The organism is Streptomyces sp. PU-14G (genome assembly GCF_041028275.1).
Classification (GTDB): domain Bacteria; phylum Actinomycetota; class Actinomycetes; order Streptomycetales; family Streptomycetaceae; genus Streptomyces.
Window position 1 is genome coordinate 1 of sequence record NZ_JASKYT010000051.1, and the last position, 18079, is coordinate 18079.

The 18079-nt window shown below is 69.7% G+C and carries 17 protein-coding genes; 9 read left to right on the top strand and 8 right to left on the bottom strand.

All coding sequences use genetic code 11. The features are described 5' to 3' along the window. The 4 genes from opcA to tkt form a co-directional block, all read right to left on the bottom strand. The coding region (gene opcA / locus AB8Z75_RS09095; RefSeq protein WP_369200908.1) for a glucose-6-phosphate dehydrogenase assembly protein OpcA at positions 1-927 on the bottom strand (927 nt) is incomplete at its 3' end. Continuing rightward, the gene (zwf, locus tag AB8Z75_RS09100; RefSeq protein ID WP_369200909.1) at positions 924-2459 is read right to left on the bottom strand and encodes a glucose-6-phosphate dehydrogenase; all 1536 of its coding nucleotides are present in this window, start codon (positions 2457-2459) and stop codon (positions 924-926) included. The genes zwf and opcA, both read right to left, overlap by 4 nt. Before the next feature lie 5 nt (positions 2460-2464). Further along, complete coding sequence (tal, locus tag AB8Z75_RS09105; protein ID WP_369200910.1) at positions 2465-3583, bottom strand: transaldolase; 1119 nt, start codon at positions 3581-3583, stop codon at positions 2465-2467. A 121-nt stretch (positions 3584-3704) separates the two neighbouring features. Beyond that, positions 3705-5780 carry a transketolase gene (gene tkt / locus AB8Z75_RS09110; protein ID WP_369200911.1) on the bottom strand — a complete coding sequence of 692 codons (2076 nt, stop codon included), beginning with the start codon at positions 5778-5780 and terminating at the stop codon, positions 3705-3707. Positions 5781-6257: 477 nt separating this feature from the next. On the opposite strand from tkt, the gene AB8Z75_RS09115 reads away from it, so the two are divergent. Next, on the top strand, positions 6258-7217 hold the full coding sequence (locus AB8Z75_RS09115) for a heme o synthase (RefSeq protein ID WP_369200912.1): 960 nt from the start codon (positions 6258-6260) through the stop codon (positions 7215-7217). A gap of 243 nt (positions 7218-7460) precedes the next feature. Here the strand turns inward: AB8Z75_RS09115 and AB8Z75_RS09120 are convergent, their stop codons facing one another. From AB8Z75_RS09120 to AB8Z75_RS09135, 4 genes are all read right to left on the bottom strand, one after another. Then, positions 7461-7778 carry a hypothetical protein gene (locus AB8Z75_RS09120; RefSeq protein ID WP_369200913.1) on the bottom strand — a complete coding sequence of 106 codons (318 nt, stop codon included), beginning with the start codon at positions 7776-7778 and terminating at the stop codon, positions 7461-7463. Between the two features lie 191 nt (positions 7779-7969). Continuing rightward, on the bottom strand, positions 7970-9001 hold the full coding sequence (locus AB8Z75_RS09125) for a heme A synthase (RefSeq protein WP_369200914.1): 1032 nt from the start codon (positions 8999-9001) through the stop codon (positions 7970-7972). A 124-nt stretch (positions 9002-9125) separates the two neighbouring features. Next, positions 9126-9905, bottom strand: coding sequence for an ABC transporter permease (locus AB8Z75_RS09130; protein ID WP_369200915.1), 780 nt, complete (start codon positions 9903-9905; stop codon positions 9126-9128). Positions 9906-10079: 174 nt separating this feature from the next. Beyond that, positions 10080-11006, bottom strand: coding sequence for an ABC transporter ATP-binding protein (locus AB8Z75_RS09135; RefSeq protein ID WP_369200916.1), 927 nt, complete (start codon positions 11004-11006; stop codon positions 10080-10082). Positions 11007-11179: 173 nt separating this feature from the next. On the opposite strand from AB8Z75_RS09135, the gene AB8Z75_RS09140 reads away from it, so the two are divergent. The 8 genes from AB8Z75_RS09140 to AB8Z75_RS09175 all read left to right on the top strand — a co-directional run bounded on the left by AB8Z75_RS09140 (position 11180) and on the right by AB8Z75_RS09175 (position 17997). Beyond that, complete coding sequence (locus AB8Z75_RS09140) at positions 11180-12163, top strand: helix-turn-helix transcriptional regulator (RefSeq protein ID WP_369200917.1); 984 nt, start codon at positions 11180-11182, stop codon at positions 12161-12163. Beyond that, a complete protein-coding gene (gene sufB, locus AB8Z75_RS09145) occupies positions 12160-13581 on the top strand; it encodes a Fe-S cluster assembly protein SufB (protein ID WP_369200918.1) in 1422 nt (473 codons plus the stop codon). Before AB8Z75_RS09140 ends, sufB begins: the two co-directional genes overlap by 4 nt. Before the next feature lie 62 nt (positions 13582-13643). Continuing rightward, positions 13644-14825: a Fe-S cluster assembly protein SufD gene (gene sufD, locus AB8Z75_RS09150; RefSeq protein WP_369200919.1), complete on the top strand. Its 1182-nt coding sequence runs from the start codon at positions 13644-13646 to the stop codon at positions 14823-14825. Continuing rightward, positions 14822-15160 (top strand): non-heme iron oxygenase ferredoxin subunit, encoded by a 339-nt coding sequence (locus AB8Z75_RS09155; RefSeq protein WP_369200920.1) that lies wholly within the window; start codon positions 14822-14824, stop codon positions 15158-15160. Before sufD ends, AB8Z75_RS09155 begins: the two co-directional genes overlap by 4 nt. A 7-nt stretch (positions 15161-15167) precedes the next feature. Then, entirely contained in the window at positions 15168-15932 is a 765-nt protein-coding gene (sufC, locus tag AB8Z75_RS09160; RefSeq protein WP_369200921.1) for a Fe-S cluster assembly ATPase SufC, read from the top strand. Then, positions 15929-17185 (top strand): cysteine desulfurase, encoded by a 1257-nt coding sequence (locus AB8Z75_RS09165; RefSeq protein ID WP_369200922.1) that lies wholly within the window; start codon positions 15929-15931, stop codon positions 17183-17185. Before sufC ends, AB8Z75_RS09165 begins: the two co-directional genes overlap by 4 nt. A 9-nt stretch (positions 17186-17194) precedes the next feature. Next, positions 17195-17671 carry a Fe-S cluster assembly sulfur transfer protein SufU gene (gene sufU / locus AB8Z75_RS09170; protein WP_369200923.1) on the top strand — a complete coding sequence of 159 codons (477 nt, stop codon included), beginning with the start codon at positions 17195-17197 and terminating at the stop codon, positions 17669-17671. Continuing rightward, on the top strand, positions 17668-17997 hold the full coding sequence (locus AB8Z75_RS09175) for a metal-sulfur cluster assembly factor (protein WP_027736579.1): 330 nt from the start codon (positions 17668-17670) through the stop codon (positions 17995-17997). The genes sufU and AB8Z75_RS09175 overlap by 4 nt, the downstream gene beginning before the upstream one ends. The last annotated feature ends 82 nt before the right edge of the window (positions 17998-18079 follow it).

Sequence of the window (18079 nt, forward strand, 5' to 3'; positions counted from 1 at the left end):
GATCTTGTTGATGCCGAAGCGGACGGCTTCGGCGTACGCCTCGTCGGGGTCGAGCCGCCGCAGTTCCTCGGCGAGGAGTTCCGCGGTGGTGCGCCGCTGGAGGGCGACGTGGCGGTCGGGCTGGCCGGGGACGGCGAGTTCGGCGAGGGCGCCGTCGGCGCGGTCGAGGCAGATCTGGCCGTCGACGGTTTCCAGCCGTACGCCGGTGATGCCGGGGCCTTCGGAGATGCGGCGTTCGACGGGGACGCGCAGGCGTTCGGCGAGCCACAGGGCGAGGAGTTCGCTGGAGGGGTTGTATTCCTCGCCTTCGACGACGGCCGAGTCGATGGTGGCCAGTTTCTGGTCCAGTGAGGCGGCGAGCATGCTGCGCCAGGGGGTGATGCGGGTCCAGGACAGGTCGGTGTCGCCGGGCGCGTAGGTGTTGGCGCGCATGCTGAGGGCGCCTACGGGGTCCTCGGTGGCGGCGGCGTCGGTGATGCGCCGCTGTGCGAGTTTGCCGAGGGCGTCTTCGGCTGGGTTGGGGGGCGCGTCCTCGGGCCACCACACGACCACGGGTGCGTCCGGCAGCAGGAGCGGCAGGACGACGCTGTGGGAGTGCGAGGCCAGCTCTCCGTGCAGCCGCAGGATGACCGTTTCGCCGGATCCCGCCTCGCCCACGTCGGCGCCGACGCGCACCTCGGCGTCGAGCCGGTGCTGTGCCCGGTCGCGGGGGGAGCGTCCTGGGCGCCGGACGACGACGAGGATGCGGGAGGGGTGTTCCTTGGAGGCGCCGCTCGCTGCCTTGAGCGCGTCGTAGTGGTTGCCTTCGTCGGTGACGATGACGAGGGTGAGCACCATGCCCATGGCAGGCGAGCCGAGGGAGCGGCGCGCCTTGACCAGTTCGGCGTTGATGCGGCTGGACGTGGTGTCCGTGAGGTCGATGTTCATGGCCGCCGCCAAATCCGTCCGTCGCGTGCGAGCATCTCGTCGGCGCTCTGGGGCCCCCAGGTGCCGGCGGAGTACTGCTCGGGCTTGCCGTGTGTGTCCCAGTACTCCTCGACGGGGTCGAGGATCTCCCAGGAGCGTTCGACTTCCTGGTGCCGGGGGAAGAGGTTCGCGTCGCCGAGCAGGACGTCGAGGATGAGCCGTTCGTACGCCTCGGGGCTGGACTCGGTGAAGGACTCGCCGTAGGCGAAGTCCATCGTGACGTCGCGGATCTCCATCTGGGTGCCGGGCACCTTGGAGCCGAACCTGATGGTGACGCCCTCGTCGGGCTGAACGCGGATGACGAGCGCGTTCTCGCCCAGTTCCTGGGTGTCGGTGGTGTCGAAGGGGGAGTGGGGGGCCCGCTGGAAGACGACCGCGATCTCGGTGACGCGGCGGCCGAGTCGCTTGCCGGTGCGCAGGTAGAAGGGGACGCCCGCCCAGCGGCGGTTGTCGATCGCCAGCTTTATGGCGGCGTAGGTGTCGGTCTTGGACTGGGGGTCGATGCCCTCTTCGTCGAGGTAGCCGGGCACCTTCTCGCCGCCTTGCCAGCCGGCCGCGTACTGGCCGCGCACCGTGTGCTTGCCCAGGTCCTTCGGCAGCCGTACCGAGTTGAGGACCTTGAGTTTCTCGGTGACGAGCGCCTTGGCGTCGAAGGAGGTGGGCTCCTCCATGGCGGTCAGGGCGAGGAGCTGGAGGAGGTGGTTTTGGATGACGTCGCGCGCGGAGCCGATGCCGTCGTAGTAGCCGGCGCGCCCGCCGATGCCGATGTCCTCGGCCATGGTGATCTGCACGTGGTCGACGTAGCTGCGGTTCCACAGCGGTTCGAACATCGTGTTGGCGAACCGGAGGGCCAGGATGTTCTGGACCGTCTCCTTGCCCAGGTAGTGGTCGATCCGGAAGACCTCGCTGGCCCGGAAGACCTCGTGGATGACGGAGTTGAGTTCCTGCGCCGACTTCAGGTCGTGGCCGAAGGGCTTCTCGATGACGGCGCGGCGCCAGGAGCCTGGCCCCGCGTCGGAGAGGCCGTGCTTCTTGAGCTGCGAGACGACGGTGGGGAAGAACTTGGGCGGTACCGAGAGGTAGAAGGCGAAGTTGCCGCCGGTGCCGCGGGACTTGTCGAGTTCCTCGATGGTGGTCCGCAGGGTTTCGAAGGCCTCGTCGTCGTGGAATTCGCCGGGGACGAAGCGCATGCCCTGGGCGAGCTGCTCCCAGACCTCCTCGCGGAAGGTGGTGCGGGAGTGTTCCTTGACCGCGTCGTGGACGACCTGGGCGAAGTCCTCGTCCTCCCAGTCGCGGCGTGCGAAGCCGATGAGGGAGAAGCCGGGTGGGAGGAGGCCGCGGTTGGCGAGGTCGTAGACCGCGGGCATCAGCTTCTTCCGGGACAAATCGCCCGTGACGCCGAAGATGACCAGGCCCGACGGCCCCGCGATACGCGGGAGCCGCCGGTCCTGAGCGTCACGCAGCGGGTTGACCGCACCGCTGACGTTGCTCAATTCGCTTACGCCTCCTTCGGGGCGAGGCGCTCAAGCTCGGCCTTCGTGGACGAGAGCAGGTCGTTCCAGGAGTCCTCGAACTTCTGCACGCCCTCGTCCTCGAGCACCTTGACGACGTCGTCGTAGGAGATGCCCAGCTTGGCGATGCCGTCGAGGACGGCCTGCGCCTCCTCGTAGGTGCCGCGGACCGCGTCGCCCTTGTTGTCGCCGTGGTCGCCGACGGCCTTGAGGGTGGCCTCCGGCATGGTGTTGACCGTGTTCGGGGCGACCAGCTCGGTCACGTACAGGGTGTCGGACAGCGCGGGGTCCTTCACGCCGGTCGACGCCCACAGCGGACGCTGCTGGTTGGCGCCGGCCTTCTCCAGGGCCTGCCACCGGTCGGAGGCGACGACCTGCTCGTACTCCCGGTAGGCCAGTCGGGCGTTGGCGATCGCCGACTTGCTCTTGAGCGCCTTGGCCTCGTCGGTGTCCAGCGCGGCGAGCCGCTTGTCGACCTCGGTGTCCACGCGGGAGACGAAGAAGGACGCCACCGAGTGGATGTCCGACAGGTCCAGGCCCAGGCTCTTGGCCTTCTCCAGGCCCGCCATGTAGGCGTCCATGACCGCGCGGTACCGCTCCAGCGAGAAGATCAGCGTGACGTTGACGCTGATGCCCTTGCCGATCGTCTCGGTGATGGCGGGGAGACCGGCCTCGGTGGCCGGAATCTTGATGAAGGTGTTGGGCCGGTCGACCAGCCAGGCCAGCTGGCGGGCCTCGGCGACCGTCGCCTTGGTGTTGTGGGCCAGACGCGGGTCGACCTCGATGGAGACCCGGCCGTCCTTGCCGCCGGTCGCGTCGTAGACCGGACGCATCACGTCGGCGGCGTCGCGGACGTCCGCCGTGGTGATCATGCGGACGGCCTCCTCGACGGAGACGCGGCGGGCGGCCAGGTCGGAGACCTGCTGCTCGTAGCCTTCACCTGCCGAGATGGCCTTCTGGAAGATGGTCGGGTTGGTCGTCACGCCGACCACGTGGTGCTCGTCGATCAGCTCGCCGAGGTTGCCCGACGTGATGCGCTTGCGCGACAGGTCGTCCAGCCAGATCGCGACGCCTTCGTCTGTAAGGCGCTTCAGTGCGTCTGTCATGGGATTCGCATCTCCTGTGCTTGTTGGCTTTTCGTTGTGTCGGGGCCCGCCGGGTGGTCGCTCAGGTGAACGACCACCCACAGGCACCTCCCGGACGGGTCCGGGGGGAGTCCTCGGCGGTTCAGCGGGACGCTGCCTGCAGCGACTCCTTCGCCGCCAGCTCCACGGCGTCCGCGGTGAAACCGAACTCCTTGAAGAGCACCTTGCCGTCGGCCGAGGCGCCGAAGTGCTCCAGCGACACGATGCGTCCCGCTTCGCCGACGTAGCGGTGCCAGGTCAGTCCGATGCCCGCCTCGACGGCGACGCGCGCCTTGAGGTTGGGCGGCAGGACGCTGTCGCGGTAGGACTGCTCCTGCTCCTCGAACCACTCCAGGCACGGCATCGAGACGACCCGCGTGGGGATGGACTGCTCCTGCAGCTGCTCGCGCGCCTTGACGGCGAGCTGCACCTCGGAGCCCGTGGCGATCAGGACGACCTGCGGGTGGCCGCCTTCCGCCTCGAACAGCACGTAACCGCCCTTGGCGGCGGCCGGGTTCGCCTCGTAGGTCGGCACGCCCTGCCGGGTCAGTGCCATGCCGTGCGGCGCCGGGTTGCTGCTGTGGCGGCGCAGGATCTCCGCCCACGCCTCGGCGGTCTCGTTGGCGTCCGCCGGACGGACGACGTTGAGCCCCGGAATGGCGCGCAGCGCGCTCAGGTGCTCGACCGGCTGGTGCGTGGGGCCGTCCTCGCCCAGGCCGATGGAGTCGTGCGTCCACACGTAGGTGACGGGCGCCTTCATCAGCGCGGCGAGCCGGACGGCCGGACGCATGTAGTCGGAGAAGACCAGGAACGTGCCGCCGTAGACCCGCGTGTTGCCGTGCAGCGCGATGCCGTTCATCGTCGAACCCATCGCGTGCTCGCGAATGCCCCAGTGCACCGTACGCCCGTACGGGTCGGCGCCCTGCAGCGGATTGCCCTTCGGCAGGAAGGACGTCTTCGCGAACGTCGTGTTGTTCGAGCCGGCCAGGTCGGCGGAGCCACCCCACAGCTCGGGGATGACGGGGCCGAGCGCCTTGAGCACGCTGCCGGACGCCTTACGGGTGGCGACCGACTCGCCGGCGGGGAAGACGGGCAGCGCCTTCTCCCAGCCCTCGGGCAGCCTGCCCTCGCGGACGCGGTCGAACTCGGCGGCGCGCTGCGGGTTGGCCTCGCGCCACGCGGCCATCCGCTTGTCCCACGCGGACTGCATCTCGCGACCGCGGTCGCTGGCCTTGCGGACGTGCGCGAAGACCTCGTCGGAGATGAAGAAGTCCTTCTCCGGGTTGAAGCCCAGCACGCGCTTGGTGGCGGCGACCTCGTCGTCGCCCAGTGCCGAGCCGTGCGCTGCCTCGGTGTTCTGGGCGTTGGGGGCCGGCCAGGCGATGATGGAGCGCATCGCGATGAAGGAGGGGCGCTCGGTCTCGGCCTGCGCCGCCTTGAGGGCCTTGTACAGCCCCTTCGGGTCGAGGTCGCCGTCCTCCTTCTGGTCGACGCGCTGCACGTGCCAGCCGTAGGCCTCGTACCGCCGCAGCGTGTCCTCGGAGAACGCGGTCGCGGTGTCGCCCTCGATCGAGATGTGGTTGTCGTCCCACAGCACGATCAGGTTGCCCAGCCGCTGGTGGCCCGCGAGCGAGGAGGCCTCGGCGGAGACGCCCTCCTCCAGGTCGCCGTCGCTGGCGATGACCCAGATGTCGTGGTCGAACGGGGATTCGCCCGGGGCCGCCTCGGGGTCGAAGAGGCCGCGCTCGTAGCGGGCGGCCATCGCCATGCCGACCGCGTTGGAGACACCCTGGCCCAGCGGGCCCGTCGTCGTCTCCACACCCACCGTGTGGCCGTGCTCGGGGTGGCCGGGCGTGCGGCTGCCCCAGGTACGGAACGACTTGAGGTCGTCCATCTCCAGGCCGTAACCGGCCAGGAAGAGCTGGATGTACTGCGTGAGGCTGGAGTGCCCCGCGGAGAGGACGAAGCGGTCGCGACCGGTCCAGTCCGGGTCGGTCGGATCGTGGCGCATCAGCTTCTGGTAGAGCAGGTACGCGACGGGCGCCAGGCTCATGGCCGTACCGGGATGGCCGTTACCGACCTTCTGCACGGCATCCATGGCCAGGACTCGAACCGTGTCCACGGCCTGCTGGTCCAGGTCGGTCCACTCAAAGTCTGTGGTGGTCGGCTTGGTGCTCACCCTGCGTCAGGGCTCCTCTCCACATGTTCGATGGCCGGTGTGTGCGCTCACCGGGCGGTGTCGAGCGTACCGTTGCCGGGACGTGCGACTTTTCGACAGGTCACTGTGTGGTCACCGCCGCGCCCCCGGCCGCCACTCACCAGAACGTGGGAGAGATATGTGCTATTCCCACCGATTGGCTGCCCGGGGCGCCGCGGCACCCACTCCCAGGCTGACGTCTGTTCCCCTGATTCGCCCGTCGAACACGGCCCATCAGCGCTCGGATCTGCCCGCCTCGCTGACCTCCGGGGACGCTGTGGGCCCCGCGCGGGCCGGCGGCACGGCCGGGCTGACCACCCACGATGAGGGCCAACACGGGCGACCCCCCATGACGGGCGAGGTATGGCAGGCGTCTAAAGTGGCGTGGTACGCGCGAGCTTGACCCGGGCCTGCACCTTTTCCTGCTGTGTGCCCGTAGCGTCGGCTCGCTGGTTCCCAATGAGTCGATCAGGGGTGTCCGTGACGGCCGTCGAATCCCGTCCCGCGGGGACGCTGGAGCCCAGCGGCCACCGGCCGCTCGGCGCCCGCGTGAAGGCGTTCATCGAGCTGACCAAGCCGCGGATCATCGAGCTGCTTCTCATGACCACCATCCCGGTCATGTTCCTGGCGGCTCAGGGCGTGCCTGACCTCCGGCTCGTGGTGATCACCTGCCTCGGCGGCTATCTGTCGGCGGGTGGCGCCAACGCGCTGAACATGTACATCGACCGCGACATCGACGCGCTCATGCACCGCACCGAGCACCGCCCGCTGGTCACCGGCATGGTCAAGCCGTGGGAGTGCCTGGTCTTCGGCATCAGCCTCGCGGTGGTCTCCACCCTGATGTTCGGCCTGCTGGTCAACTGGCTCTCGGCCGCCCTGTCGTTGGGCGCTCTCCTCTTCTACGTCGTCGTCTACACGATGCTCCTCAAGCGGCGTACGTCGCAGAACATCGTCTGGGGCGGCATCGCAGGCTGCCTGCCCGTCTTCATCGGCTGGTCCGCCGTCACGAATGAGGTGAGCTGGGCCGCCGTCATCCTCTTCCTGGTGATGTTCTTCTGGACGCCGCCGCACTACTGGCCGCTGTCCATGAAGGTCAAGGAGGACTACCAGCGGGTCGGCGTGCCGATGCTGCCCGCCATCGCCAGCAACGTCACCGTGGCCACCCAGATCGTCGTCTACAGCTGGATCATGGTGCTGGTGTCCCTGCTGCTGTGGCCGCTGGGGTACGTCGGCTGGTTCTACCCCCTGGTGGCGGTACTGGCCGGCGGACTGTGGCTCTGGGAGGCGCACGCACTACGGGCTCGCGCCCGCGCGGGCCTGACCGGCGCCAAGCTCAAGGAGATGCGCCTCTTCCACTGGTCGATCACGTACGTGTCGCTCGTCTTCGCCGCCGTGGCCATCGACCCGTTCCTTCGCTGAGGCCCGCGCGGACGCTCGCGGGCGCGCACAGGCTTCTCCCCACGCCACACGAATGGCTCCCTCCCGGCGGACGGGAGGGAGCCATTCGTGTCGTGTCGCCCCGCGGCGTCACCGGTGCTCCCGCTGCTTCCCCCAGGCGCGACCGCCCGTGCTCCACGGGACGCGACCACTCGTGCTCCACGGGCGTGGGACGAGGATGCGGCTCGACGGGAGCGGGACGAGGGCGCGCTCGGGACGGCGCCGCTACCGGTTGGCGGGGCCGCCCACCTGGATGCCGGCCATGCGCTCCCACTCGTAGGGGCCCGTGCGCATGTGCTCGGCCATCTCGCCGTCGAAGCTCTCCTTGAGCGTGGCACCTGCCGCCCGCACGGCTTCCTCGGCCGCCTCCTTCGAGGGCGCCATCAGATCGCCCCAGGTGCCGTCCGAGCTCACCAGGGAGATACGGAAACCCCGCTGACCCACATAGGCGATCTGAGCTTCGGCGGCACCGCCGTGCCGCTTCGCGAACCCGCTGATCTGCTTGGCGAGCCGGCCCGCCTGCTTGCTGCTGTCTGCTGCCATGAAGCAGATGCTACCGGCGGGTAGCGGCTGGGGCGAGGGGGCGGGGCGAACGGTGCCGACGCGGGCCTTGGCCGTCCCCGGCGCGGTGGCGGACGGTGTCAGCGGACGCCATCGGTGGCGGCCGGCCGGTGCGGGCGCGAGTGCGGGCGGCGGCGGGTGGCCGGTGCCGGTGTGAGTGCGGACGGTGTCGTTCAGTGGCCCGCGGCCGGGGCGGGGGCCGCCGGCTGCGGGGTCGCCGCGGGCGCGGTGGTGGCGGAGGCCAACTCCGGCTCCGGTGCGGTGGCCGCCGCGAGCGGTGCCCGCTCGCGCGTCGAGAGCACCACCCGCAGGACGCCGATCCACACCAGCGTCGAGCCCAGCAGGTGCACGCCGACCAGCACCTCGGGGAGGTCGGTGACGTACTGGACGTACCCGATGACCCCCTGGGCGAGGAGGACGACGAGCAGATTGCGCGCGGTGCTCCGGGGGCCCTTGGGGGCGTCCATGACGCGGAGGCCGACATACAGCAGCACCGTCAGCGCCACCACGACCCAGGCCAGCGCCGCGTGGGTCTGCGTCGCCAGTTCCACGGCGATCGGCATGCGCTTCACGTCGCTGCTGTCACCCGCGTGCGGTCCCGCGCCCGTCACGACCGTGCCGGCGACGATGAGGCAGGCGGCGAAGAAGGTCAGGACGTAGGTGAGCTTCTTGACGGGGCTGCCCACCAGCGGGCGGGGCGGGGCCTCACCCTCGCGGGTGCGCAACCAGGTGAGTGTCGTGACCGTCAGGAGCGCCGTCGCGGCCAGGAAGTGGCCGGCCACCACGAACGGGTTCAGCTTCACCCACACGGTGATGCCGCCGACGACGCCGTTGCTCATCACGACCCAGAACTGCGACCAGGCGAGTCGGCTCAGCCCCTTGCGGGCGGGCTTCATCGACCGTACGGCGATGATGGTCCAGCCGACGGCGGCCGAGACCACCCAGGTCATCATGCGGTTGCCGAACTCGATGGCCCCGTGGACGCCCATCGCCGAGGTGGCGGTGAGGCTGTCGTCGCTGCACTTGGGCCAGGTGTCGCACCCGAGCCCCGAACCGGTGAGCCGCACCGCCCCGCCGGTCACCACGATGACGATGCTCATCAGCAGCGCGGTGAAGGCCGCCCGCTGCACGGTGCGGGGGGAGGGGGTCCAGCGCGCGGCGATGTACGCGATGGGGTTACGTACGAGTTCGAGCAGTTTCGGCACGGAGCCATCGTAGAGCGCTGCTTGTGCGCGCTTTCACGAGGGGGTGGCGGTGCGCCGTTGCGCCTCTCCGACCGGTGTGGCGGCCGGTCACTCCCACGTGAAGGACTCCCGCTGGAAGGCGCGGTCACTCCCACTTGAAGAAGCGCGCCGCCGCACCCAGCGCCACCACGGCCCACACCGCCAGGACCGCCAGGTCGCCCCAGGGCATCCCGGCCCCCTGCTGGAGCACGTCGCGCAGCCCGTCGGAGAGGGCGGAGATCGGCAGCAGCTGAAGGGCGCTCTGCGCCGCGTCGGGGAACTTGTCCAGCGGGACGATCACGCCCCCGCCGACCAGCAGCAGGATGAAGACGAGGTTCGCCCCCGCCAGCGTCGCCTCCGCCCTGAGCGTGCCCGCCATCAGCAGGCCCAGCCCGGAGAAGGCGGCCGTGCCCAGCAGGAGCAGGAGCAGGACGGTGGCCGGGTTGCCGTGCGGCGACCAGCCCAGGGCGAGCGCCACCACGCTCAGCAGCAGCACCTGGAGAGCCTCGATGACCAGGACGGAACACGTCTTGGCCGTCATCAGCCCCCAGCGGGGCAGCGGCGAGGCGCCGAGCCTCTTCAGCACGCCGTAGCGCCGCTCGAAGCCGGTGGAGATCGCCTGCCCGGTGAAGGCGGTCGACAGGACGGCCAGGCCGAGGATGCCGGGCGCGAGGAAGTCCACCCGCGAGCCCCCGCCGGTGTCGACGATGTCCACGGCGCTGAAGAGGACGAGCAGCAGGGTCGGGATGATGACGGTCAGCAGCAGTTGCTCGCCGTTGCGCAGCTGCGTCCGCGTCTCCAGCCACGCCTGCGCGCGCACCATGCGCGGCAGCGGCGCGGCGCCCGGCTCCGGCGCGTACGTACCGGTAGCAGCACGCCCGCTCATGAGCGCAGCTCCTTCCCCGTCAGCTCCAGGCTGTGTTTTCCCGGGGGGCGACCCCCGGACCCCCGGCCGGTCGGGGCGTGCCGCCTCATGAGCGCAGCTCCTTCCCCGTCAGCTCCAAGCTGTGTTTTCCCGGGGGGCGACCCCCGGACCCCCGGCCGGTCAGGGCGTGCTGCTTCATGAACGCAGCTCCTTCCCCGTCAGCTCCAGGAAGACGTCCTCCAGCGTTCTGCGCTCCACCGAGATGCGGTCCGGCAGTACGCCGTTCTGGGCGCACCAGGAGGTGACGGTGGCGAGCAGTTGGGGGTCGACCGTTCCGGTCACCCGGTAGCTGCCCGGGTGGGTCTCGGCCGCGTCGGTTCCCGCGGGGAGGGCCTTGAGCAGCGAGGCGAGGTCCAGTCCCGGGCGCCCGGCGAAGCGGAGGGTGTTCTCGGCGCCGCCTTTGCACAGGAGGTCGGGCGCGTCCTGGGCGATGACCTTGCCGCCGTCGACGATGGCGACGTCGTCGGACAGCTCCTCGGCCTCTTCCATGTGGTGTGTGGTCAGCAGCACGGTGACCCCGTCGGCGCGCAGGTCGCGCACGAGGTCCCAGGTGGCGTGGCGGGCCTGCGGGTCGAGCCCGGCGGTGGGCTCGTCCAGGAAGACGAGCTCGGGCCGTCCGACCAGGGCGAGGGCCAGCGCGAGGCGCTGCTGCTGGCCGCCGGACAGCCGGCGGTAGGGCGTACGGCCGCAGCTGCCCAGGCCGAGGCGTTCGATGAGAGCCGGCACGTCCAGCGGGTGGGCGTGCAGCGTCGCCATGTGGCGCAGCGTCTCCTCGGCGCGCGCAGTCGGGTAGATGCCGCCGCTCTGCAGCATGACGCCGATCCGGGGCCGCAGCTCGCCGCCCTGGGTGACGGGGTCGTAACCGAGTACCCGGACGGTGCCCTCGTCCGGACGGCGGTAGCCCTCGCAGGTTTCGACGGTGGTGGTCTTGCCCGCACCGTTGGGGCCCAGGAAGGCGGTGACGGTGCCGCGCTCGACGGTCAGGTCGAGCCCGTCGACGGCGGTCTTGTCGCCGTACCGCTTCACCAGCCCCGCGACCTCGAGCGCCGCTGAACTTCGCATGGACGCAGTCTAAGGAGCGGCCCCGGGTGCTCCGTCCGGGGGTTTGCGGGTTAGGTACGCCTTACGTGACGCACCCCATTGTGACTGGTCACAGGCGGCGCTTGCCGGGTTCCGCCGAATTAAGCAACAATGGCGTTGTGAAAAAGAGGGACGAGGCTCGGGAGGACCGACCGATGGCCGCAGCGGCCACCGGCGAAGCCGCCGTGCCCGGTCCCTCCGCATCGCAGACCACGCAAACAGTACGGGCGGCCGGGGCCGGAGCGTCACCGCGGTCGGCTCAGGGTCCGCAGTCGGGGCAGTCCGCCCCGGCGCCGCAGTCCGCCCCGGCGCCGCAGTCGGCGCAGGACGAGCAGTCCGGCACGCGGAACAAGGTCGCCCGTTCCCTTCTCGATCACGGCCCGTCCACCGCGGCCGAGCTGGCGCTGCGCCTGGAGCTGACCCAGGCGGCGGTCCGCCGGCACCTCGACGCGCTCACCGGTGAGGGCGTCGTGGAGGCCCGCGCGAAGCGGGTCTACGGTTCGCGGGGCAGGGGGCGGCCCGCCAAGGTGTTCGCCCTCACGGACTGCGGCCGGGACGCCTTCGATCAGGCGTACGACGAGCTGGCCGCCGACGCGCTGCGCTGGATCGCCCAGCAGGCGGGCGGCGGAGAGGTCGGGGAGGCGGCGATCGCCGCCTTCGCGCGGGCCCGCGTCGAGGCGCAGGCCGAGAAGTACCACGCGGCGCTCGCCGGAGTGCCCCCAAAGGACCGCGCGCGGGCGCTGGCGCGCGCCCTGTCCGAGGACGGGTACGCTGCCACGGCGCGGGAGGCCCCCGCGCAGGCGGGCGAGCAGCTGTGCCAGCACCACTGCCCGGTGGCCCACACGGCCGAGCAGTTCCCCCAGCTGTGCGAGGCGGAGACGGAGGTCTTCTCCCGCCTGCTCGGCACGCACGTCCAGCGTCTGGCGACCATCGCGCACGGCGACGGGGTGTGTACGACCTTCGTCCCTGGGGCACAGCCGAAGTCCGCGGCGCAGAAACACCCGCCGCGGCCGCAGGCCCAGGGATCACCGCAGACCTCGGCACCACCCACCACCGCGATATCGCCGAAGACCAGTAAGACCAGTAAGACCAGCAGCACCGCCACCCATGCGAACGAGGCCGGGAGGAACCCCGCATGACTGCTCCTACAGAAACTGCTCACCCCGAGCTTGAGGGGCTGGGCAAGTACGAGTACGGCTGGGCCGACTCCGACGCCGCGGGCGCCGCCGCCAAGCGCGGCCTGTCCGAGGATGTCGTCCGTGACATCTCGGAGAAGAAGAACGAGCCCGACTGGATGCTCAAGCTCCGGCTCAAGGGCCACAAGCTCTTCGAGAAGAAGCCGATGCCGAACTGGGGCTCGGACCTGTCGGGCATCGACTTCGACAACATCAAGTACTTCGTCCGGTCCACCGAGAAGCAGGCCCAGTCCTGGGAGGACCTGCCCGAGGACATCAAGAACACCTACGACAAGCTCGGCATCCCGGAGGCGGAGAAGCAGCGCCTGGTCGCCGGTGTCGCCGCGCAGTACGAGTCGGAGGTCGTCTACCACCAGATCCGTGAGGACCTGGAGAAGCAGGGCGTCCTCTTCCTGGACACGGACACGGCGCTGCGTGAGCACCCCGAGCTGTTCCAGGAGCACTTCGGCACCGTCATCCCGGCCGGCGACAACAAGTTCGCCGCGCTGAACACGGCGGTGTGGTCCGGCGGCTCCTTCATCTACGTTCCGCCGGGCGTGCACGTCGACATCCCGCTCCAGGCCTACTTCCGGATCAACACGGAGAACATGGGCCAGTTCGAGCGGACGCTGATCATCGTCGACGAGAACGCTTACGTGCACTACGTCGAGGGCTGCACCGCGCCGATCTACGACTCGGACTCGCTGCACTCGGCCGTCGTGGAGATCATCGTCAAGAAGGGCGGCCGTTGCCGCTACACGACGATCCAGAACTGGTCGAACAACGTCTACAACCTGGTCACCAAGCGCGCCGTGGCCTACGAGGGCGCGACCATGGAGTGGGTCGACGGCAACCTCGGCTCCAAGGTGACGATGAAGTACCCGGCGGTCTACCTCATGGGTGAGCACGCCAAGGGCGAGACGCTGTCCGTCGCCTTCGCCGGCGAGGGCCAGCACCAGGACGCGGGCGCCAAGATGGTCCACATGGCCCCCCGCACCTCCTCCAACATCGTCTCCAAGTCGGTGGCGCGCAGCGGTGGCCGCACCTCCTACCGCGGTCTCATCGAGATCGGCGAGGGCGCCGAGGGCTCCAAGTCCAACGTGCTGTGCGACGCGCTGCTGGTCGACACCGTCTCGCGCTCGGACACCTATCCCTACGTCGACGTCCGCGAGGACGACGTGACGATGGGCCACGAGGCGACGGTCTCCAAGGTCAGCGACGACCAGCTCTTCTACCTGATGAGCCGCGGTCTGGCCGAGGACGAGGCCATGGCGATGATCGTGCGCGGCTTCGTCGAGCCGATCGCCAAGGAGCTGCCGATGGAGTACGCGCTGGAGCTGAACCGGCTGATCGAGCTGCAGATGGAGGGCGCGGTCGGCTGACGCCGGCCCCCGCCTTCAGACAGCACCGTTCTTGACCCAAGAAAGCGAGCAACACGACAGCCATGGCTGAGGCCCAGACTATTCCGGGCGGTTCGAACACCTCCGGAGCCATCGCGGTGGCCGCAGAGTCCACCACCGCCACGAGGATGAGCGCCCCGCCGTCCTTCGACGTGGCGGACTTCCCGGTGCCGCACGGTCGCGAGGAGGAGTGGCGCTTCACTCCGCTGGACCGGCTCAAGGGCCTGCACGACGGCACGGCGCAGGCGTCAGGCGGCATCAAGGTCGACGTGTCGGCGCCCGACGGCGTCACCGTCGAGGCCGTCGGGCGTGACGACAAGCGCGTCGGCCGGGCCGGCAAGCCGGTGGACCGGGTGGCGGCCCAGGCGTTCTCCTCCTTCGAGAAGGCCTCCGTCATCTCGGTGCCCAAGGACGCGGTGCTGACCGAGCCTGTGCGGGTGAGCCTGCACGGCGAGGGCGGCGTGTCCTACGGGCACACGGTCTTCGACGTGGGCGCCTTCGCCGAGGCCGTCATCGTCATCGACCACACCGGTGACGCGGTGCGCTCGGCCAACGTCGAGTTCGTCCTCGGCGACGGCGCGAAGGTGACCGTGGTCTCGGTGCAGGACTGGGACGACACCGCCGTGCACTGCTCGCAGCACAACGCGCTGGTCGGCCGGGACGCGACGTTCAAGTCCGTCGTGGTCACCTTCGGTGGCGACGTGGTGCGGCTCAACCCGCGCGTGAACTACGCGGGCCCCGGCGGTGAGGCCGAGCTGTACGGGCTGTACTTCACCGACGCGGGCCAGCACCAGGAGCACCGCCTGCTGGTCGACCACGACACGCCGAACTGCCGCAGCAACGTCGCCTACAAGGGCGCGCTCCAGGGCGACGACGCGCACGCGGTGTGGATCGGTGACGTGCTCATCCAGGCGGACGCCCTCGGCACCGACACCTACGAGCTGAACCGGAACCTGGTGCTGACCGACGGCTCGCGCGTCGACTCGGTGCCGAACCTGGAGATCGAGACCGGCGAGATCGTGGGGGCCGGACACGCCTCGGCGACCGGCCGTTTCGAGGACGAGCAGCTGTTCTACCTGATGGCGCGGGGCATCTCCGAGCAGGAGGCCCGCCGCCTGGTGGTGCGCGGCTTCTTCGCCGAGCTCGTGCAGCAGGTCGGCCTCCCGGACGTGGAGGAGCGGCTGCTCGCCAAGATCGAGGCCGAGCTGGAGGCGTCCGTCTCATGAGCGAGGAAGGCTTCGCACGCGTCGCCTCGCTCGGCGAGCTGGAGGAGGACACCCCGCTGCGGGTGGAGCTGGGCGGTGTCCCGGTCTCCGTCGTCCGCACCGAGGGCGAGGTGTTCGCCGTCAACGACATCTGCACGCATGCGAACGTGTCGCTGTCCGAGGGCGACGTGGAGGACTGCATGATCGAGTGCTGGCTGCACGGCTCGCGCTTCGATCTGCGGACCGGCAAGCCCTCCGGTCTGCCCGCCACCCGTCCCGTCCCCGTGTACCCCGTAAAGATCGAAGGAGACGGCCCCGATGCGGCAGTGCTCGTCTCCGTCACACAGGAGTCCTGAAGCCCCCATGGCAACGCTTGAGATCAACGACCTGCACGTCTCCGTCGAGACCGAAGGCGGCCCGAACGAGATCCTGCGCGGCGTCGACCTGACCGTGAAGCAGGGTGAGACGCACGCGATCATGGGCCCCAACGGCTCCGGCAAGTCCACCCTGGCCTACTCGCTGGCCGGTCACCCGAAGTACACGATCACCGGCGGCTCCGTGAAGCTCGACGGCGAGGACGTCCTGGAGATGTCCGTCGACGAGCGCGCCCGCGCGGGTGTCTTCCTCGCCATGCAGTACCCGGTGGAGGTCCCCGGCGTCTCCGTCTCCAACTTCCTGCGCACCTCCGCCACCGCCATCCGCGGTGAGGCTCCCAAGCTGCGGACGTGGGTCAAGGAGGTCAAGGAGGCCATGGAGCGGCTCTCCATCGACCCGAAGTTCGCCGAGCGCAACGTGAACGAGGGCTTCTCCGGCGGTGAGAAGAAGCGCCACGAGATCCTTCAGCTGGAGCTGCTGAAGCCGAAGATCGCGATCCTGGACGAGACCGACTCCGGGCTCGACGTGGACGCGCTGCGCGTCGTCTCCGAGGGCGTCAACCGCGTCCGCGAGTCCGGCGAGGTCGGCACCCTGCTGATCACGCACTACACGCGCATCCTCCGCTACATCAAGCCCGACCACGTGCACGTGTTCGCCAAGGGCCGGATCGCCGAGTCCGGCGGTCCCGAGCTGGCCGACAAGCTGGAGGAAGAGGGCTACGAGCAGTACGTGAAGGGTGGTGCCACTGCGTGACACAGCTCCCGGGCCTGCTGGACACCGAGGCCATCCGTAAGGACTTCCCCGTCCTGGACCGCCAGGTGCACGACGGGCAGAGGCTCGTCTACCTGGACAACGCCGCGACCTCGCAGAAGCCGACCCAGGTGCTCGACGCGCTGGCCGACTACTACGAGAAGCACAACGCCAACGTCCACCGCGGCGTGCACGTGCTCGCGGAAGAGGCGACGGCGCTGTACGAGGGCGCGCGCGACAAGGTCGCCGCGTTCATCAACGCGCCCAGCCGCGATGAGGTGGTCTTCACCAAGAACGCCTCGGAGTCGCTGAACCTGGTGGCGAACATGCTCGGCTGGGCCGACGAGCCCTACCGCGTGGAGCGGGACACCGAGATCGTCATCACGGAGATGGAGCACCACTCCAACATCGTCCCGTGGCAGCTGCTGTCGCAGCGTACGGGCGCGAAGCTGAAGTGGTTCGGGCTCACCGACGAGGGCCGTCTCGACCTGGCCGGGGTCGAGGAGCTGATCACGGAGCGCACCAAGGTCGTCGCGCTCACGCTCGTCTCCAACATCATGGGCACCTTCAACCCCGTCGAGGACATCGTGCGGCGGGCGCAGGAGGTGGGCGCTCTGGTGGTGGTGGACGCCTCGCAGGCGGCGCCGCACATGGTGTTGGACGTGCAGGCGCTGCAGGCCGACTTCGTGGCCTTCACCGGGCACAAGATGTGCGGCCCGACCGGCATCGGCGTGCTGTGGGGCCGCCAGGAGCTGCTCAACGACCTGCCGCCCTTCCTGGGCGGCGGGGAGATGATCGAGACCGTCACGATGCACTCGTCGACGTACGCTCCGGCGCCGCACAAGTTCGAGGCGGGCACCCCGCCGGTCGCCCAGGCGGTCGGGCTGGGCGCGGCGGTGGACTACCTGTCGGCCATCGGGATGGACCGCATCCACCAGCACGAGCAGGCGCTGACCCAGTACGCGGTGCGCCGGCTCACGGAGATTCCGGATCTGCGGATCATCGGCCCCGCCACGGCCGAGGACCGCGGTGCGACGATCTCCTTCACGCTCGGTGACATCCACCCGCACGACGTGGGCCAGGTGCTGGACGAACAGGGCATCGCCGTCCGGGTCGGGCACCACTGCGCCCGCCCGGTCTGCCTGCGGTACGGAATTCCCGCGACGACGCGAGCGTCGTTCTATCTGTACTCCACGCCCGCCGAGGTGGACGCCCTGGCGGACGGCCTGGAGCACGTACGGAACTTCTTCGCTTAGGGGCTGTCGGTGAAGCTGGACTCGATGTACCAGGAAGTGATCCTGGACCACTACAAGAACCCGCACGGGCGTGGGCTGCGCGACGGCGACGCCGAGGTGCACCACGTCAACCCGACGTGCGGCGACGAGATCACCTTGCGGGTGCGGTACGACGGCGACAGGATCGAGGACGTGTCGTACGACGGCCAGGGCTGCTCCATCAGCCAGGCCAGCGCCTCGGTACTCAACGAGCTGCTGGTCGGCAAGGAGCTGTCCGAGGCCCGCAGCATCCAGGAGAAGTTTCTGGAGCTGATGCAGTCCAGGGGCCAGCTGGAGCCGGACGAGCACATGGAGGACCTGCTGGAGGACGCCGTGGCGTTCGCCGGGGTCTCGAAGTACCCGGCGCGGGTGAAGTGCGCGCTGCTGAGCTGGATGGCTTGGAAGGACGCGACGGCGCAGGCGCTGGGCACGACCGAAGCCGACTCGGCCAAGGAGAAGACGGCATGACCGAGATGACCACCAAGCCCGCGAGCGAGGAAGAGGTTCGCGAGGCGCTCATGGACGTCGTCGACCCTGAGCTGGGCATCGACGTCGTCAACCTCGGCTTGATCTACGGGATCCACGTCGATGACGCGAACAGCGCCACCATCGACATGACGCTCACCTCGGCGGCGTGTCCGCTGACCGACGTCATCGAGGACCAGGCGCAGTCCGCCACCGAGGGCATCGTCAACGAGCTCAAGATCAACTGGGTGTGGATGCCCCCGTGGGGCCCGGACAAGATCACCGACGACGGCCGCGAGCAGCTGCGGGCGCTGGGCTTCAACGTCTGAGCACGCGCGTCGCGGAGAACCGTTCGAAAGGGCCGTGCCCAGGAGATCCTGGGCACGGCCCTCACGCCGTACGTACGCCCGT

Excerpts from the sequence above, each read along its gene's own strand:
- tal (WP_369200910.1), bottom strand. The coding sequence starts at position 3,583 with ATGACAGACGCACTGAAGCGCCTTACAGACGAAGGCGTCGCGATCTGG.
- AB8Z75_RS09115 (WP_369200912.1), top strand. The coding sequence starts at position 6,258 with ATGAGTCGATCAGGGGTGTCCGTGACGGCCGTCGAATCCCGTCCCGCG.
- AB8Z75_RS09120 (WP_369200913.1), bottom strand. The coding sequence starts at position 7,778 with ATGGCAGCAGACAGCAGCAAGCAGGCGGGCCGGCTCGCCAAGCAGATC.
- AB8Z75_RS09130 (WP_369200915.1), bottom strand. The coding sequence starts at position 9,905 with ATGAGCGGGCGTGCTGCTACCGGTACGTACGCGCCGGAGCCGGGCGCC.
- AB8Z75_RS09135 (WP_369200916.1), bottom strand. The coding sequence starts at position 11,006 with ATGCGAAGTTCAGCGGCGCTCGAGGTCGCGGGGCTGGTGAAGCGGTAC.
- AB8Z75_RS09140 (WP_369200917.1), top strand. The coding sequence starts at position 11,180 with ATGGCCGCAGCGGCCACCGGCGAAGCCGCCGTGCCCGGTCCCTCCGCA.
- sufB (WP_369200918.1), top strand. The coding sequence starts at position 12,160 with ATGACTGCTCCTACAGAAACTGCTCACCCCGAGCTTGAGGGGCTGGGC.
- sufD (WP_369200919.1), top strand. The coding sequence starts at position 13,644 with ATGGCTGAGGCCCAGACTATTCCGGGCGGTTCGAACACCTCCGGAGCC.
- AB8Z75_RS09155 (WP_369200920.1), top strand. The coding sequence starts at position 14,822 with ATGAGCGAGGAAGGCTTCGCACGCGTCGCCTCGCTCGGCGAGCTGGAG.
- sufC (WP_369200921.1), top strand. The coding sequence starts at position 15,168 with ATGGCAACGCTTGAGATCAACGACCTGCACGTCTCCGTCGAGACCGAA.
- AB8Z75_RS09175 (WP_027736579.1), top strand. The coding sequence starts at position 17,668 with ATGACCGAGATGACCACCAAGCCCGCGAGCGAGGAAGAGGTTCGCGAG.